This window comes from Allobosea sp. (assembly GCF_030694325.1).
Classification (GTDB): domain Bacteria; phylum Pseudomonadota; class Alphaproteobacteria; order Rhizobiales; family Beijerinckiaceae; genus Allobosea.
On sequence record NZ_JAUXYO010000060.1, the window covers coordinates 1 to 14,922 of the forward strand.

A 14,922-nucleotide genomic window follows, 5' to 3' on the forward strand; every position below is an offset into this window, starting at 1 on the left:
CGCGGCACGGCAAGGCCTTTGACGCGCGCGCGTGACGGCGCTAGGCTCACCCTCCAAGCAAGAAGCGTGCCGTTTTCGGCGCGCGGAGAGGGAAGGTCGCAAGCGCATGGCGATGATGCCACGCATGGAGCTGCGCCAGGGCCAGTCCCTGGTGATGACGCCGCAACTGCTGCAGGCGATCAAGCTTCTGCAATTGTCGCATCTCGAACTTCAGAATTTCGTCGAGGGCGAACTCGAGCGTAATCCGCTGCTCGAGCGCGACGACGCCGCGGAGGGCCCTCTCCCGAGCGCTCTTTCCGAGGGGAGCCATGCGGCCGACGCGGAAAGCTACGAGCGAGCCGAGAGCCTGAACAGTCAGGAGGGCATGGAGAACCGTCTGGGCACGGGCCTCGACAACGTCTTCCAGAGCGAGCAGCCGACCGTCGCCCGGCTCGAGACCAGCGGCGCCGACAGCCTTCCGATCATCGGTGGGGCCTATGGAGGCTCCGGCGGCTCCTTCGAGGAGGGGCCGGACGGTTTTGAGAACAGCCTCGCAGCCGAGGCGTCGCTGCATGATCACCTGAGCGCCCAACTCGATCTCGCCGTCCACGATCCCGCCGAGCGGTTGATCGGCCGGCATCTGATCGATGCCGTCGACGATGCCGGCTATCTCGGCGAGCCCGTTCCCGACATCGCCGAGCGGCTCGGCGTTTCGGTCGCGCGTGTCGAGGACGTGCTGTGCATCGTCCAGGGTTTCGATCCTTCGGGCGTCGCGGCACGCGACGTGGCCGAATGCCTCTCGATCCAGCTCCGCGACCGCGACCGGTTCGACCCCGCCATGCAGGCCCTCGTCGCCAATCTCCACCTCGTGGCCAAGCGCGATTTCGCCGCCCTCAAGCGGCTTTGCGGGGTCGACGACGAGGACATCGCCGACATGGTCGCCGAGATCCGGCGCCTCGACCCCAAGCCGGGTCGCGGTTTCGGAGGTTCGGCGGCTGAAACCGTGGTCCCGGATGTCTTCATCCGGGCTGCTCCGGACGGATCCTGGCTGGTCGATCTCAACCCCGACACCTTGCCTCGCGTGCTGATCAACCAGACCTATCACGCCCGCGTCTCCAAGGCGGTACGCAGCGACGAGGAGAAGGCCTTCATCGCCGAATGCCTGCAGACGGCCAATTGGCTGACGCGGTCGCTCGAACAGCGGGCGCGGACCATTCTGAAGGTCGCCAGCGAGATCGTGCGCCAGCAGGACGGTTTCTTCGCGCATGGCGTCGAGCATCTCCGTCCGCTCAACCTGAAGACCGTCGCGGACGCGATCGGGATGCACGAATCCACCGTTTCGCGCGTGACCTCGAACAAATATCTGATCTGCTCGCGCGGCGTCTTCGAGATGAAGTATTTCTTCTCCGCCGCGATCGCCGCCACCGGCTATGGCGAGGCGCATTCGGCCGAGGCGGTCCGATTCCGCATCCGGCAGATGATCGACGACGAGGCCCCCGCCGACGTGCTCTCCGACGATGCGATCGTCGCCCGTCTCAAGGAGGGCGGCATCGACATCGCCCGTCGCACCGTCGCGAAATACCGCGAATCCCTCCGGATTCCGTCCTCCATGGAGCGGCGCCGCGAGAAGATCGCGATGGCCATGGGGAGCCGCTGATCGGCCTCTGCCACCGTCGCGACGGCTTTGGGCCATATCATTGACAGACGCGGTAGCGAGTTCTTAGCTCCCTAGGACGGTCGATGTCCTGACCGTGGCTAAACAAGGGGAAGCACTCCATGAGCTTGCGAATCTCCGGCAAGAACCTCGATGTCGGCGAGGCCCTGCGGGGTCAGGCCGAGGCCCGCGTCGCTGCCGCTCTCGGCAAATATTACGAAGGTGGCTACCAGGGCCATGTCACCGTCGGCAAGGACGGGACGGCGTTCAAGACGGACGGCGTGCTGCATCTGTCGTCGGGCATCACGCTCGAGGCGTCCGGTACGGCGCACGATGCCTATGCCAGCCTGGACAAGATGGCGGAGCGTATCGAGAAGCGTCTGCGTCGCTACAAGCGGCGGCTCAAGGATCGCTCCGCGAGTGCCAACGGGCGCGAGCCGGGCGTGGAAATCCCCAGCTATGTGATCGCGGCTCCCGACGAGGAAATCGAGGAGCTCGAGGTCGACGCTGCCGGCGACAACCCGGTTATCGTCGCCGAATCGACCAAATCGCTGCATATTCTGACGGTGAGCGACGCCGTCGCCGAACTCGATCTGACCGGGGCGCCGGTCGTGATGTTCCGCCATGCTGGCCATGGACGGATGAACGTCGTATACCGCCGCCGCGACGGCAACATCGGCTGGATCGATCCTCCGGCGTCGCTGTCATAGGTCTGGCGGAGTTCCGCGCGGGCCCGAAACTTGACCCATGCCGCATGGCGATGTGAGCGGCATGGGACATGCATGGACTGGCGCATGACGCTGATCGACCTCCTGAGCCCTGCCGCGGTGATTTCCCCGCTGCGGGCCAACGGCAAGAAGCAGGCCTTGCTGGAACTAGCCCAGCATGCGTCGCAGCTCATCGGCCTGCCCGAGCGCGACCTGTTCGAGGCGCTGCTCCAGCGGGAGCGTCTCGGCTCGACCGGCATCGGCGAGGGGATCGCGATTCCTCACGGCCGGATGGCGGGGATCGACAGGCTCGTCGGGCTGTTTGCCAAGGCCGAAAAGCCGATCGATTTCGATGCGCTCGACGGGCAGCCCGTCGACATCGTCTTCGTTCTGATCGCGCCCGAGGGGGCCGGAGCCGATCATCTCAAGGCTCTCGCCCGCGTCGCCCGCGTACTGCGCAACCCGTCGGTCCTCGAACAGGTGCGCGCCGTTCGCGACCCCGCGGCGATCTACGCGATCCTCTCTGAATCGGCGGCGCAGGCCGCCTGAGCGGGAGCGCTGCCGTTCGCTGCTCCCGCCGTCTTGCATTTGACCAGATCGCAACATCGGCTATTCGCTTGCGCGAAGCTCCCGCCCGCAGGGCGAGGGGAACGTCGTTGCATGCCGGAGTGCCACCGATGGCCTATACCCATGTCGATCTCTTCCCGCTCGGGCCGGACGAAACGCCCTATCGCCATCTCGGCAGCGAGGGCGTCTCCGTCGAGACAATCGGCGACCGCGAAGTGCTGAACGTGTCCCGCGAGGCGATCCGCCGTCTCAGCGAGCAGGCCTTCATCGACATCAACCATCTGCTGCGGCCGGGCCATCTCGCCCAGCTCGGCAGGATTCTCGACGATCCCGAGGCGACCTCGAACGACAAGTTCGTCGCCTATGATCTGCTGAAGAACGCCAACATCGCCGCCGGCGGCGTGCTGCCGATGTGCCAGGATACCGGCACCGCCATCATAATGGGCAAGAAGGGCCGCCGCGTCTGGACGGACGGCGAGGACGAAGAGGCGCTCGGCGAGGGCGTCGCCGACGCCTATTTCAAGCGCAATCTGCGCTATTCGCAGGTCGCCCCGCTGTCGATGTTCGAGGAGAAGAACACGGCGACCAACCTGCCGGCGCAGATCGACATCTATGCCGAAGGCAAGGGCCATGGTGAGGACGCCTACAAGTTCCTCTTCGTCGCCAAGGGCGGGGGCTCGGCCAACAAGACCTTCCTCTTCCAGGCGACGCCGTCCCTGCTGACGAAGGAGCGCATGATCGCGTTCCTGAAGGAGAAGATCCTGACGCTCGGCACCGCGGCCTGCCCGCCCTACCACCTCGCCATCGTCATCGGCGGCACCTCGGCGGAGCAGAACCTCAAGACGGTGAAGCTCGCCTCGACGCGCTATCTCGACGCGCTGCCGACGCAGGGCTCAGCCAGCGGCCACGCCTTCCGCGACCTCGAGATGGAGGCGGAGGTCCACAAGCTCACGCAGTCGCTCGGCGTCGGCGCGCAATTCGGCGGCACGTATTTCTGCCATGACGTGCGCGTCATTCGCCTGCCGCGTCACGGGGCCTCGTTGCCGATCGGGCTCGGCGTTTCCTGCTCGGCCGACCGCCAGGCCAAGGGCAAGATCACCAAGGACGGCATCTTCCTCGAGGCGCTCGAGACTGATCCGTCGAAGTACCTGCCCGAGGTCGAGGACGCCTCTCTCGGCGGAGACGTGGTCGAGGTCGATCTCAACCGGCCGATGAGCGAGATCCTGGCGACCCTGACGCAATATCCGGTCAAGACCCGCCTTTCGCTGATGGGTACGATCATCGTCGCCCGCGACGCCGCCCACGCCAAGATCCGCGAGCGGCTGGAGAGCGGGCAGGGTATGCCCGATTATTTCAAGAACCACCCCGTCTATTATGCCGGCCCCGCCAAGACGCCGGAGGGCTTCGCCTCCGGCTCCTTCGGGCCGACGACCGCGGGCCGGATGGATTCCTTCGTCGACCAGTTCCAATCCTTCGGCGGCTCGATGGTGATGCTCGCCAAGGGCAACCGTTCCGCGGCGGTGCGCGAAGCCTGCAAGGCCCATGGCGGCTTCTATCTCGGCTCGATCGGCGGTCCGGCCGCGAGGCTGGCGCAGGACTGCATCCGCAAGGTCGAGGTGCTGGAGTATCCCGAGCTCGGCATGGAGGCGGTCTGGCGCATCGAGGTCGAGGACTTCCCCGCCTTCATCGTCATCGACGACAAGGGCAACGACTTCTTCAAGGAGCTGAACCTCGGATGAGGCGGCTTATCCTCGCCGGAGCCGCCGCGCTGGGCCTGCTGCCGGCGCTGCTGGCCGCAGCTGAGTCCGCTGTGGCACAGGGCCGACCCGCGACCTGCACGCGCGATCTCTTCCAGAACGAAGGCGCGCTGCGCCGGCAGCAGACGCGGCTCGCCGCTGTCGCCAATGCCGACATCGCCAGCCAGTGCCTGACATGGCGCGAGCATGTCGGCTTCCTGCAGAACGCCCGCGCCGTCTTCGCGACCTGCCAGAGCGGAGCCGAGCGCGCGCAGAACGTCGCGACGATGGATTCCGACCTGGCCGATTACCGCGCGCTGATTGCAGGCCGCTGCGGCAAGCCCTGACGAAACGGGCGCGGTGCGGTCGCGCCTCGCCGCCGATATCGACGGAGACGCCTATGACCGACCAGCCGCAGACGCCGCTTCAGATCGCCGTCATCCCCGTGACGCCGTTCCAGCAGAACTGCTCGATCCTCTGGTGCACGAAGACCATGCAGGCCGTCATCGTCGATCCCGGCGGTGACGTCGCGCTGATCCGTGGGGCTCTCAAGGAGGTTGGCGTCACGCCGGTCGCGGTCTGGCTGACGCATGGCCATCTCGACCATGCCGGTGGTGCGGCGGAACTGGCGGAGGCGCTGTCGGTGCCCGTGATCGGGCCGCACGAGGCCGACAAGTTCCTGCTGGACGAGTTGCCCACCGCGGGCCTGCGCTTCGACATCCGCGACATGCGCGCGGTGACGCCGTCGCGCTGGCTCGTCGAGGGCGACGAGGTCAAGGTCGGCGATGTCGCCTTCTCGGTGCTGCATGTGCCCGGCCATACGCCCGGCCACATCACCTTCTTCCAGAAGGACCTGCGCTTCCTGCTCGCCGGCGACACGGTCTTTGCCGGCTCGGTGGGTCGCACGGATTTCCCCTATGGCAGCCACGAGACCCTGATCGCCGCGATCCGCGACAAGCTCCTGCCGCTCGGCGACGATGTTCAGTTCCTGCCCGGGCATGGGCCGGCGGGCACGCTCGGCGAGGAGCGGGCGAACAATCCGTTCCTCCGGGGTTGAACGTCAGCTATTGTTCAAAGTGGCGGGCCAGGTTCCTGACTCTGCCCGGTTGAGCCTGCGGCTGCGCGGTTGTAGGCGCCAGCCGCCCGCCCGATACGTGCGCAGCGGCTTGCGGGGACGCCAGCGTCGAGGGAAGCGGTCCCCGGTTGGCCCGACTCGGCACAGGCGGGCGACGCGGAAGATTGAGTTTCTGGCCCACCGTCATCCAGGCGCCGCCGGTGCTGTAGTACTCGACATCGTGCCAGTCCGTGCCCGGCAGCTTGCGTTGCAGCAGCTTCAGGAAGGCGAGCATATGCGCCTCCCGCGAACGATAGTGGCCGTTCTTCTCGTGGATTCCGCGGATGCGGCCCTGTTCGACCTTGATCATGCCCGCCGCCAGCACCGGCGCACCGCACAGAAAGCTCGAATGGTGAAACTGGCCGCTCACATGGATGCCGACATAGACGACCTCCTGGGGGCTGAGGACGAAGGCCCCCCAACCGTCGGTAAGCCCATGGAGGGCGGTCGAGGGCCAGGTCGTGGTGTCGAGTAGCTTCTCCTCCGCATTCTGCATCACCGTCTCATGGGACCACTTGCGGATGACCATGTTCTGGACGGGGGGCGACATGCGGGACCGCATCCGGTTGCCCGCGAAACTGACGATGAACAGATCGCGGAAAACCAGATCGTCGATGTAGTTCACCGCGACCTTCTGCAATTCCTTCAATTCGTTCGGAGAGCGCTTTTCCAGGTACTCCCAGAAGGTGCAGGGGTCCTTCGCGGCCAGCCAATTGTCATAGTGTTTCTTCAGCTCCTGGCCGCGGCGATGATGCGTGTCCAGAATCTCCAGCCAATTGTCCTGCTGCATGATTTGGACGGGCTGGCCATCGGCCCCATGCGTCGATCCTTCCGGAACGATCTTGCGCACCGCTGCGATCGCGGTGTCCCAGTTCTTCTTCGCGACGAAATGCCCTTTGACCTTCTGGAAGGTCTCGATGCCGCGCAGGGCGCTCACGGCGGCGTCATGCAGGGTCTTGACGAAGGGCGCCCGGAACGAGCTGTGACCCTCGACCTTTGTCTTCTTGTCGCTCAGCCAAGATTGGCACAACGCGATGATCGCCAGGAGTGCCTTGGTCCGCCGCTCGCGGTTTTCGCGCGGGATCGTCGGATAGCCGTTCAGCATGACATCGAGATCGAGAAGGGTCCTGTTGTCCCGCTTCCGAAAGATCTTCGAGGTATGCTTCTTGAAAAGGTCTGCGCCGCCGGCTTTCAGATAGGCCGCTCCATCGGTCTCCGCCATCGTCCCCTCCCGCCATCATCGACCCCTGATGAGGGACAGTCGCGGACGCGGCGACGCACGTTCAACGGCAGGACGATATATCGCAGGGAACAGCCAGAGCTGGAAACGTTAACGGCCATGTCCTGAAGGGTGCGCGTACATCCGGCGTCACACTTCGAGCTCATGGCCGTCTTCTACAGCGCTGGAGAACAGTGGAACGCCCTCGACATCGCCGTGATGCTCATATGGGAGAGCGATGTGGCGCTTTCAAGGGCGGCAACCTCAAGCCTCGAAAACGCCGAGCAGAAAGTCCTGCTTGCCGATCTGGATGCCGTTCTTGCGCAGGATCGCATAGGCGGTCGTGGCGTGGAAATAGAAGTTCGGCACGGCGAAGCGGGTGAGATAGGCCTCGCCGCGCATCGTCATGGTCGCGTTCTGGCCGCGCGGGAAGGTGATGTCGCGCGCCACGCCGGCCTCGAAGGCGGCCTCATCGATGCCTTCGACGAAGGCGAGCACCTTGGCGATGCGCGCCTTCAGCTCGTCGAAGCTCTTCTCGTCGTCGGGGTGCTTTGGGTTGTCGCCGCCGGCGAGGCGGGCCGCCGCGTTCTTGGCGAAGTCGCAGGCCAGCTGGATCTGGCGCGAGAAGGGCAGCATGTCCGGCGCCAGCCGCGCGCCCAGCAGAACCTCGGGCTGGATCTTGCGGGCCGCCGCCTGCTCGACCGTCTTGTCGAGGATGGCGTCGAGGGCCTTGAGCGTCTGGACGAAGCCGGTAAGGGCGGCAGAGCGGGCGGTGATGGTCATGGGCGATCCTCGGAAACGAAAACGGGCCCGGAAAGGGCCCGTCGCATCGCCGATATAATCATGCTGCCCGGGATTGCACCGGAAGCAGAAATCAATCCTTGGCGCGCTCCACATAGGAACCGTCTTCCGTCATCACCACGATGCGGACGCCGGGGCCGATATGCGGCGGCACGGCCGTGCGCACGCCGTTGACCAGGATCGCGGGCTTGTAGGAGGAGGAGGCCGTCTGGCCTTTGGTGACCGGCTCGGTCTCGGCGACTTCGACGGTGACGCGCTGCGGCAGCTCGATCGCGACGGCCTTGTCCTCGAACACCGAGAGCGAGACCTTCATGCCTTCCTGCAGATAGGGGGCCATGTTGCCGACCACGTCGCCATCGACATTGATCTGGTCGAACGTCTCGGGGTTCATGAACACGTACTGCTCGCCATCCTGGTAGAGATAGGTGAAGTCGCGGTCCTCGACATAGGCGCGCTCGACCTGCTCGGTCGTCTTGTAGCGCTGCGTCATCTTCACGCCGTCGGAGATGCGGCGCATGTCGATCTGCGTCGTCGGCGTGCCCTTGCCGGGAAAGAAGCTCTCGGCCGACAGGACCGAGCAAAGATGACCGTCGAGTTCGAGCACATTGCCCTTGCGAACGGAGGATGCGATGACCTTGACCACGTGACTTGTCCTTGAGCTTGCGCCGCGCCATGGCGCCCTTGGCGAAATCCTTGCCGCGCCACTACCGCATTCGCAGGCGAAACGGAAGCTTGCCGACATTCTGAACCCGAAACGATGACAAAGCCTCTCCCACCGTTCTGGCGGCCCGACATCCATGCCGACCGTCGCCCGGCGCTTCTGGCACGCGGTCGCATCAAGGCGGCGCTGCGCTGCTGGTTCGAGGCTCGGGACTTCGTCGAGGTCGAGGCCGCGATCCTGCAGGTCTCGCCGGGCAACGAGACGCATCTGCACGGCTTCGCCACGACGCTGATCGACGATGCCGGGGCCCGGCATCCCTACTATCTGCACACCTCGCCGGAATTCGCCGCCAAGAAGCTGCTGGCGGCCGGGGAGCCGCGCATCTTCGATTTCGCCCGCGTCTTTCGCAACCGCGAGCGCACGGCGCTGCACCACCCCGAATTCACGATGCTGGAATGGTATCGAGCGGGCGAGGACTACGAGGCGCTGATGGCCGATTGCGCCGAAATGCTGGCCGAGGCGGCCCGCGCCGCCGGCGTGACCACGCTGCATTGGCGCGGCATCGAGGCCGATCCGTTCGCCGAGCCCGAGCGACTGACGCTCCAGGAGGCCTTCCGGCGTCATGCCGGCATCGACCTGCTGCGCACTGTCACTGCCGACAATGACGTCGATCGCGGCGGGCTCGCGGCCGATGCGGCCGAGGCCGGTATCCGGGTCGCCGACGACGACAGCTGGTCGGACATCTTCAGCCGCATTCTCTCAGAGCGGGTCGAGCCGCATCTGGGCCGGGGGCGGGCGACGATCCTGTGTGAGTACCCGATTTCGGAAGCCGCGCTCGCCCGGCCCAAACCCGGCGATCCGCGCGTCTCCGAACGCTTCGAGCTCTATGCCTGCGGCGTCGAACTGGCGAATGCCTTCGGGGAGCTGACCGATCCGGCCGAGCAGCGCCGGCGCTTCGAAGCCGATATGGACGAGAAGGCGCGCATCTATGGCGAGCGCTATCCCATCGACGAGGATTTCCTGAGCGCGCTCGCCGCGATGCCACAAGCCAGCGGCATTGCGCTCGGCTTCGATCGCCTGGTCATGCTCTGCACCGGCGCCCGCCGGATCGAGGATGTCCTCTGGACGCCGGTGGCGGAACCGGGCAGGGGAACGGCATGACCCTTCACCAGCCTCCCGGCGGACAGCCGCTGCGCAGCATCGACGCCCTCGTCGAGGCCGGCTTTGTCGCGCCCGCGGCACGCGGGGCGCTGGAGGCGGTGTCTGCGCGCTACGCCGTCTCGCTGACGCCGGCCATGGCCGCGCTGATCGACCCGGCCGATTCTGACGACCCGATCGCGCGCCAATTTATTCCGGACCCGGCCGAGCTTGTGACGCTCCCGCAGGAGCGCGCCGATCCGATCGGCGACGAGGCGCATTCGCCGGTCGAGGGCGTGGTGCATCGCTATCCCGACCGGGCGCTGCTCAAGCTCGTGCATGCCTGCCCGGTCTATTGCCGCTTCTGCTTCCGTCGCGAGATGGTCGGCCCCGGTGGGGATGCGCTGACCGGCGAGGGGCTGGAGAAGGCGCTGGCCTATCTCACCGAGCATCCCGAAATCTGGGAGGTCATCATGACCGGCGGCGACCCCCTGATCCTTTCGGAGCGGCGGGTGCGGGAGGTCGCGCGGCGGCTCGGCGCGATCGAGCATATCAAGGTCGCGCGCTGGCATACCCGTGTGCCGATGGTCGATCCGGGGCGCGTCACGACCGACTATGCTGAGGCGCTGCGGATTCCGGGCAAGGCGAGCTACATCGCCATCCACGCCAATCATCCGCGCGAGTTCACCCCTGCGGCACGGGCCGCGTTGGCGCGGCTGGCCGATGCCGGCCATGTCCTGATCAGCCAGAGCGTGCTCCTCAGAGGCGTCAATGCCGACGTGGCCACCCTGTCGGCCCTGATGCGCGCCTTCGTCGAGAACCGGGTGAAGCCCTATTACCTGCATCATCCGGATCTCGCGCCCGGCACGGCGGCGTTCCGGCTCACGCTGGAGGAAGGCCAGGCCCTCGTCAAAAGCCTGCGAGGCCATCTGTCCGGCCTGTGCCAGCCGACCTATATCCTCGACATCCCCGGCGGGGCGGGGAAGATCCCCGTCGGCCCCGCCTTCCTGTCGGCCTGCGAGACGCCCGGCGCCGAGGCCTTCGCCGAAGACCGCCATGGCGAGCGGCGCCCCTACCCGCCGGTTTGAAGACGACGGCTGCTCTGGTAAACTAGCTCGATTGAACTAACTCGAGGTCGGCCATGGAGAAGGTCAACATCCACGACGCGAAGACGCATCTGTCGCGTCTGGTCGATCGCGCCGCGAAGGGCGAAGCCTTCATCATCGCCAAGGCGGGGAAGCCCATGGTCAAGGTCGTTCCGCTGGAGCCGGTCGAGGCCAAGCCGCTCCGACGCACCGGCTTTATGGTCGGGCACATGACGGTGCCCGATGATTTCGATGAGATGGGGCGTGAAGAGATCGAAGCCATGTTCAACGGGCGCTCGTGAAGGCGCTCCTCGACACGCACCTCCTGCTCTGGAATGCGGGTCGACCCGAGCGGCTGTCGGCAGAAGCGCGACGCATTATCGATTCGCCCGAGAGCGAGTTGTATTTCAGCTCGGCGAGCCTGTGGGAGATAGCCATCAAGACCAGCCTCGGCCGGAGCGATTTCTCGGTCGACGCGAGACTTCTGAGACGCGGTCTGCTCGACCGTGGTTTTGTCGAGGTGCCGGTCACGGGCGAGCATGCGGTTGCGATCGGTGATTTGCAGCCAATCCACAAAGATCCGTTCGACAGGATACTGGTCGCTCAGGCAAGGGTCGAAGGGATCACCCTGTTGACGTCCGATAGCACGATAGCCCGCTACGGCGGGTCGATACACAAGGTTTGAGCAGGACGGCCACCATGAAAGAGAAACTGCCCATCGCGATCGTCTCCGATCTCGCCTGCCCCTGGTGTTTCATCGGCAAGGCGCAGCTGGAGAAGGCTCTGGCGCGCCATGGCCTGACCGAGCGTGTCGCCATCACCTGGCTGCCCTATGAGCTGAACCCCGACATGCCGGCCGAAGGCATGGACCGAACCGCCTATCTCGATGCCAAGTTCGGCGCCGGTAAGCGCAAGGAAATCGAGATCCGGCTTTCCGAGGCGGCGCTCGAAAGCGGCGTCACCTTCAACTGGGCGCGCGTCACCAAGAGCGTCAACACCCGCATGGCGCATATGCTGGTCGCCGCCGCTTCGACCGTACAGCGCGGCACCGAGATGAAGGCGGCGCTGTTCAAGGCCTATTGGCAGGATGGCCGCGACATCGGCGATCTCGACACGCTCGTCGCCATTGCGGTCGAGCAGGGCTTCGATGAGCAGGCCGCGCGCGACGAACTGACCAATGAGGAGCTGCGCGAGACCGTGGTCGGGCTCGAGGCTCACGCCCAGCAGGTCGGCGTCACCGGCGTTCCCTTCTTCATCATCGACGGCAAGCTCGCGGTCTCCGGCGCGCAGACCGGTGATGTCTGGGCGCAGGTCTTCAAGCAGGTACTGAGCGACGCGGCCTGAGGGAACGCGGCCCGACAGGCGCGTGGCCTTGCGCCGACGCCCGAATCATGGCCCATCCCCGCAAACAGCGGGAGCGGGCCCATGACCCAGAAGATCAACGACCTGCGCGACCGCATGATCGTCGCGCTCGACGTGCCGACGATCTGGGACGCCTATCGCATCGTCTCACAACTCGGCGACGCCGCGAGCTTCTACAAGATCGGCTATGCGCTCGCCTTCGCAGGCGGCCTGCAACTCACCCAGCAGCTGGTGGCCGAAGGCAAGAAGGTCTTCCTCGACCTGAAGCTCCACGACATCGGCAACACCGTGACCGAGGGCGTCGCCTCTCTCAGCAATCTCGGCGTCGACCTGCTGACGGTCCACGCCTACCCCCAGACGATGCGCGGCGCCGTCGAGGGGCGCGACGGAGCGGATCTGAAGCTGCTCGCGGTCACGGCGCTGACCTCCTATGACGATGGCGATCTGCGCGATGCCGGTTACGGGCTGGCGGTACGCGACCTCGTGCGCTTGCGCGCCGAGCAGGCCCGCACCGCCGGCATCGACGGCATCGTGTGCTCGGCTGCCGAGACCGAGATCGTCCGCGATGTCATCGGCGCCGACATGCTGATCGTGACACCGGGCATAAGGCCCGCCGGCAGCGCAGCCGGGGACCAGAAGCGCACGCTCACCCCGCGCGAGGCGATCCGGGCCGGCGTCGACCATTTGGTCGTCGGGCGTCCCATCATCCGCGCAGCCGACCCGCGTGGGGCGGCTGCGGCGATCATGGACGAGATCGCAGCAGCCTCCTAAGTTCGCGGTCCAGTCGAGCTCTCAAAGGATTCGGATCATGGCCAAGGGATATGTCGTGGCGCGCGCCAAGGTCTCCAATGCGACGCAATGGGCGGCCTATGCGGCGAAGGCCTCCGAGGCGATCCGCAAATATGGCGGCACCCCTCTGGTGCGCGGCGGCATGATGACCGTGGCGGAAGGCGAGGGCCGGGCCCGCAACGTCGTCATCGAGTTCGAGAGCTTCGAGGCCGCCAAGGCCTATGCGATGTCGCAGGACTATTCCGAGGCCCGCAAGCTGCGCGAGGGCGCCGGCGAGATCGACATCGTCGTGGTCGAGGGCGTCTGACATGGCCAAGGGCTACTGGATCGCGCGGCTCGACGTCGACAACGAGGAAGAATATGCGCGCTACCGCGCGCTCAACGCGGTGGCCTTCGCCAAATACGGTGCGAAATTCCTGGTACGCGGCGGCGAATACAAGCTCGCCCGCGGCGAGGGGCGCAAGCACAACGTCGTCCTCGAATTCAAGGACGAGGAGACGGCCCGCGCCTGCTACGCCTCGCCCGAATACCAGGAGGCGGTGAAGCATCTGGCGCTGGTCGGCAAGGTCGATCTCGTCATCATCGGCGGCTATGACGGGGCCCAGCCGGGCGAATAACCCTCGACCACGCGGGCGGCAGGCGATGGACCGACTTCGGCAGGAGAGCCTGACCGCGCTGGGTGTCATCAGCGGCACCTCGATGGACGGCATCGACGTCTCGATCGTCACCAGTGACGGGCGCGATGTCGTCAGCTTCGGCGCCGGCGCCTCCTACCCCTATCGCGACAGCACGCGATCGGCTCTGCAGGCGCTGATCGCGCAGGCCGAGCGGGCGATGACCGAGCCGCTGGTCGAACTCGAAGCCGAGGTCACCGCCGACCATCTCGCTGCCATCCGGTGCTTCATTGCCGAGCACGAGATCGATCCCGCCGGCATCGATCTCGTCGGCCTGCATGGCCAGACCGTCTATCACCGGCCGCAGCAGCGCTTCACGCGCCAGTTGATCGACGGCCCGGCCGTCGCCACGGCGCTGGGCATCGCGACCGTCGACCGCTTCCGCCATGCCGATGTTGCCGAGGGAGGGGAGGGGGCGCCCTTCGCGCCGCTCTACCACCGGGCGCTGGCACAGGGGATGGAGCAGCCCGTGATGGTGCTGAACCTCGGCGGTGTCGGCAATGTCACCTGGATCGAGGGCGAGGAGGTCATCGCCTTCGACACCGGCCCCGCGAGTGCGCTGCTCGACGACTTCGTGCTGCGCCGGCTCGGGCGGCCCTATGATGCGGATGGCGCTCTCGCCGCGAGCGGCCTGATCCATGAGGATCTAGTCGCAGCCTTCATGGACAACCCGTTCTTCGACAGGCCCGCGCCGAAATCGCTCGACCGCAACGATTTCCATCGCCGTGCCGGAATCGTCGAGCCGCTCTCCGATGCCGATGGTGCCGCGACGCTGGCGGCCTTCACGGTCGAAAGCCTGGTCGCGGCCCTGCGCCATGTGCCGCGCGCGCCGCGGCGCTGGCTGGTCGGCGGGGGCGGCCGGCTCAACCACCATCTCATGCAGCGCCTGCGCACCCGGCTCGGCGTTCCCGTCGAGCGGGTCGAGGCGGCGGGCTGGGATGGAGACGCGCTGGAGGCCCAACTCTTCGCCTATCTCGCCATCCGCTCGGTGAAGGGCCTGCCGCTCAGCCTGCCGGGAACAACCGGCGTGCCCCGGCCGTTGACGGGCGGCAGGCTCAACCGCGTGTGAGCGTCATGAAACCGTCGCGCGCTGCGCGATAGGGATAAGAGGTCGAGACCGCTCGATTCGAGAAATTCGAAATTCCGGCGGAAATCGCGTCCGAAATCCGCAAATCCGCTGGATTGCGGGGCGGATATGCTGCCGAACGGAGGCCGCGCGGACGATGCGGGCGGTCGGGCGCGAAGTTTTTTCAAAAACCGTGTTGACACTTTGGTGGGGTGCCGCCTATAACCCGGCCATCGAGACGGCGCCGCCGCTGAGCGGCGCCTCTTCTGCGCTTCACTAGGACGTTGGGCCTTGTTGCCGAGAGATCGGTTGCGGACCTGTCTTTGGTTGAGTGCTGCTGTTTGAAAATTGAAGACAGAAAGAGAAACGTG

At 66.1% G+C, this 14,922-nt stretch carries 18 protein-coding genes; 15 read left to right on the forward strand and 3 right to left on the reverse strand.

All coding sequences use genetic code 11. The features are described from left to right. Positions 1 to 106 precede the first annotated feature (106 nt). The 6 genes from rpoN to Q8M82_RS03465 all read left to right on the forward strand — a co-directional run bounded on the left by rpoN (position 107) and on the right by Q8M82_RS03465 (position 5,700). Positions 107 to 1,636 carry an RNA polymerase factor sigma-54 gene (rpoN, locus tag Q8M82_RS03440; RefSeq protein ID WP_305689984.1) on the forward strand — a complete coding sequence of 510 codons (1,530 nt, stop codon included), beginning with the start codon at positions 107 to 109 and terminating at the stop codon, positions 1,634 to 1,636. 119 nt (positions 1,637 to 1,755) lie between these two features. Then, a complete protein-coding gene (hpf, locus tag Q8M82_RS03445; RefSeq protein WP_305689985.1) occupies positions 1,756 to 2,343 on the forward strand; it encodes a ribosome hibernation-promoting factor, HPF/YfiA family in 588 nt (195 codons plus the stop codon). A gap of 84 nt (positions 2,344 to 2,427) precedes the next feature. After that, the gene (gene ptsN, locus Q8M82_RS03450; protein WP_305689986.1) at positions 2,428 to 2,889 is read left to right on the forward strand and encodes a PTS IIA-like nitrogen regulatory protein PtsN; all 462 of its coding nucleotides are present in this window, start codon (positions 2,428 to 2,430) and stop codon (positions 2,887 to 2,889) included. Positions 2,890 to 3,017: 128 nt separating this feature from the next. Next, positions 3,018 to 4,646 (forward strand): fumarate hydratase, encoded by a 1,629-nt coding sequence (locus Q8M82_RS03455; RefSeq protein WP_305689987.1) that lies wholly within the window; start codon positions 3,018 to 3,020, stop codon positions 4,644 to 4,646. Beyond that, entirely contained in the window at positions 4,643 to 4,990 is a 348-nt protein-coding gene (locus Q8M82_RS03460; RefSeq protein ID WP_305689988.1) for a hypothetical protein, read from the forward strand. The genes Q8M82_RS03455 and Q8M82_RS03460 overlap by 4 nt, the downstream gene beginning before the upstream one ends. Before the next feature lie 53 nt (positions 4,991 to 5,043). Then, the gene (locus Q8M82_RS03465) at positions 5,044 to 5,700 is read left to right on the forward strand and encodes an MBL fold metallo-hydrolase (protein ID WP_305689989.1); all 657 of its coding nucleotides are present in this window, start codon (positions 5,044 to 5,046) and stop codon (positions 5,698 to 5,700) included. 7 nt (positions 5,701 to 5,707) lie between these two features. Here the strand turns inward: Q8M82_RS03465 and Q8M82_RS03470 are convergent, their stop codons facing one another. From Q8M82_RS03470 to efp, 3 genes are all read right to left on the reverse strand, one after another. Further along, complete coding sequence (locus Q8M82_RS03470; RefSeq protein ID WP_305689990.1) at positions 5,708 to 6,979, reverse strand: hypothetical protein; 1,272 nt, start codon at positions 6,977 to 6,979, stop codon at positions 5,708 to 5,710. 261 nt (positions 6,980 to 7,240) lie between these two features. Further along, the gene (locus tag Q8M82_RS03475; RefSeq protein ID WP_305689991.1) at positions 7,241 to 7,759 is read right to left on the reverse strand and encodes a DUF1993 domain-containing protein; all 519 of its coding nucleotides are present in this window, start codon (positions 7,757 to 7,759) and stop codon (positions 7,241 to 7,243) included. Between the two features lie 91 nt (positions 7,760 to 7,850). Next, a complete protein-coding gene (efp, locus tag Q8M82_RS03480; RefSeq protein ID WP_305689992.1) occupies positions 7,851 to 8,420 on the reverse strand; it encodes an elongation factor P in 570 nt (189 codons plus the stop codon). A 114-nt stretch (positions 8,421 to 8,534) separates the two neighbouring features. Here efp and epmA point away from each other — a divergent pair, with 114 nt between their 5' ends. The 9 genes from epmA (at position 8,535) to Q8M82_RS03525 (ending at position 14,554) form a co-directional block, all read left to right on the forward strand. Next, positions 8,535 to 9,599 (forward strand): EF-P lysine aminoacylase EpmA, encoded by a 1,065-nt coding sequence (epmA, locus tag Q8M82_RS03485; protein ID WP_305689993.1) that lies wholly within the window; start codon positions 8,535 to 8,537, stop codon positions 9,597 to 9,599. Next, positions 9,596 to 10,663 carry a lysine-2,3-aminomutase-like protein gene (locus Q8M82_RS03490; protein ID WP_305689994.1) on the forward strand — a complete coding sequence of 356 codons (1,068 nt, stop codon included), beginning with the start codon at positions 9,596 to 9,598 and terminating at the stop codon, positions 10,661 to 10,663. The genes epmA and Q8M82_RS03490 overlap by 4 nt, the downstream gene beginning before the upstream one ends. A 53-nt stretch (positions 10,664 to 10,716) precedes the next feature. After that, positions 10,717 to 10,962, forward strand: coding sequence for a type II toxin-antitoxin system Phd/YefM family antitoxin (locus Q8M82_RS03495; RefSeq protein WP_305689995.1), 246 nt, complete (start codon positions 10,717 to 10,719; stop codon positions 10,960 to 10,962). Continuing rightward, the gene (locus Q8M82_RS03500; RefSeq protein WP_305689996.1) at positions 10,959 to 11,345 is read left to right on the forward strand and encodes a type II toxin-antitoxin system VapC family toxin; all 387 of its coding nucleotides are present in this window, start codon (positions 10,959 to 10,961) and stop codon (positions 11,343 to 11,345) included. Before Q8M82_RS03495 ends, Q8M82_RS03500 begins: the two co-directional genes overlap by 4 nt. 14 nt (positions 11,346 to 11,359) lie before the next feature. After that, positions 11,360 to 12,004 carry a DsbA family oxidoreductase gene (locus Q8M82_RS03505; RefSeq protein ID WP_305689997.1) on the forward strand — a complete coding sequence of 215 codons (645 nt, stop codon included), beginning with the start codon at positions 11,360 to 11,362 and terminating at the stop codon, positions 12,002 to 12,004. An 81-nt stretch (positions 12,005 to 12,085) separates the two neighbouring features. Further along, entirely contained in the window at positions 12,086 to 12,793 is a 708-nt protein-coding gene (gene pyrF, locus Q8M82_RS03510) for an orotidine-5'-phosphate decarboxylase (protein ID WP_305689998.1), read from the forward strand. A gap of 37 nt (positions 12,794 to 12,830) precedes the next feature. Next, the gene (locus Q8M82_RS03515; protein ID WP_305689999.1) at positions 12,831 to 13,118 is read left to right on the forward strand and encodes a DUF1330 domain-containing protein; all 288 of its coding nucleotides are present in this window, start codon (positions 12,831 to 12,833) and stop codon (positions 13,116 to 13,118) included. Position 13,119: 1 nt separating this feature from the next. Then, a complete protein-coding gene (locus Q8M82_RS03520; RefSeq protein ID WP_066721625.1) occupies positions 13,120 to 13,428 on the forward strand; it encodes a DUF1330 domain-containing protein in 309 nt (102 codons plus the stop codon). 25 nt (positions 13,429 to 13,453) lie between these two features. Then, positions 13,454 to 14,554: an anhydro-N-acetylmuramic acid kinase gene (locus Q8M82_RS03525; RefSeq protein WP_305690000.1), complete on the forward strand. Its 1,101-nt coding sequence runs from the start codon at positions 13,454 to 13,456 to the stop codon at positions 14,552 to 14,554. Positions 14,555 to 14,922: the final 368 nt, after the last annotated feature.

Excerpts from the sequence above, each read along its gene's own strand:
- Q8M82_RS03495 (WP_305689995.1), top strand. The coding sequence starts at position 10,717 with ATGGAGAAGGTCAACATCCACGACGCGAAGACGCATCTGTCGCGTCTG.
- Q8M82_RS03475 (WP_305689991.1), bottom strand. The coding sequence starts at position 7,759 with ATGACCATCACCGCCCGCTCTGCCGCCCTTACCGGCTTCGTCCAGACG.
- hpf (WP_305689985.1), top strand. The coding sequence starts at position 1,756 with ATGAGCTTGCGAATCTCCGGCAAGAACCTCGATGTCGGCGAGGCCCTG.
- Q8M82_RS03505 (WP_305689997.1), top strand. The coding sequence starts at position 11,360 with ATGAAAGAGAAACTGCCCATCGCGATCGTCTCCGATCTCGCCTGCCCC.
- Q8M82_RS03490 (WP_305689994.1), top strand. The coding sequence starts at position 9,596 with ATGACCCTTCACCAGCCTCCCGGCGGACAGCCGCTGCGCAGCATCGAC.
- Q8M82_RS03455 (WP_305689987.1), top strand. The coding sequence starts at position 3,018 with ATGGCCTATACCCATGTCGATCTCTTCCCGCTCGGGCCGGACGAAACG.
- epmA (WP_305689993.1), top strand. The coding sequence starts at position 8,535 with ATGACAAAGCCTCTCCCACCGTTCTGGCGGCCCGACATCCATGCCGAC.
- rpoN (WP_305689984.1), top strand. The coding sequence starts at position 107 with ATGGCGATGATGCCACGCATGGAGCTGCGCCAGGGCCAGTCCCTGGTG.
- Q8M82_RS03520 (WP_066721625.1), top strand. The coding sequence starts at position 13,120 with ATGGCCAAGGGCTACTGGATCGCGCGGCTCGACGTCGACAACGAGGAA.
- pyrF (WP_305689998.1), top strand. The coding sequence starts at position 12,086 with ATGACCCAGAAGATCAACGACCTGCGCGACCGCATGATCGTCGCGCTC.
- Q8M82_RS03460 (WP_305689988.1), top strand. The coding sequence starts at position 4,643 with ATGAGGCGGCTTATCCTCGCCGGAGCCGCCGCGCTGGGCCTGCTGCCG.
- Q8M82_RS03465 (WP_305689989.1), top strand. The coding sequence starts at position 5,044 with ATGACCGACCAGCCGCAGACGCCGCTTCAGATCGCCGTCATCCCCGTG.
- ptsN (WP_305689986.1), top strand. The coding sequence starts at position 2,428 with ATGACGCTGATCGACCTCCTGAGCCCTGCCGCGGTGATTTCCCCGCTG.
- Q8M82_RS03515 (WP_305689999.1), top strand. The coding sequence starts at position 12,831 with ATGGCCAAGGGATATGTCGTGGCGCGCGCCAAGGTCTCCAATGCGACG.
- Q8M82_RS03525 (WP_305690000.1), top strand. The coding sequence starts at position 13,454 with ATGGACCGACTTCGGCAGGAGAGCCTGACCGCGCTGGGTGTCATCAGC.
- Q8M82_RS03470 (WP_305689990.1), bottom strand. The coding sequence starts at position 6,979 with ATGGCGGAGACCGATGGAGCGGCCTATCTGAAAGCCGGCGGCGCAGAC.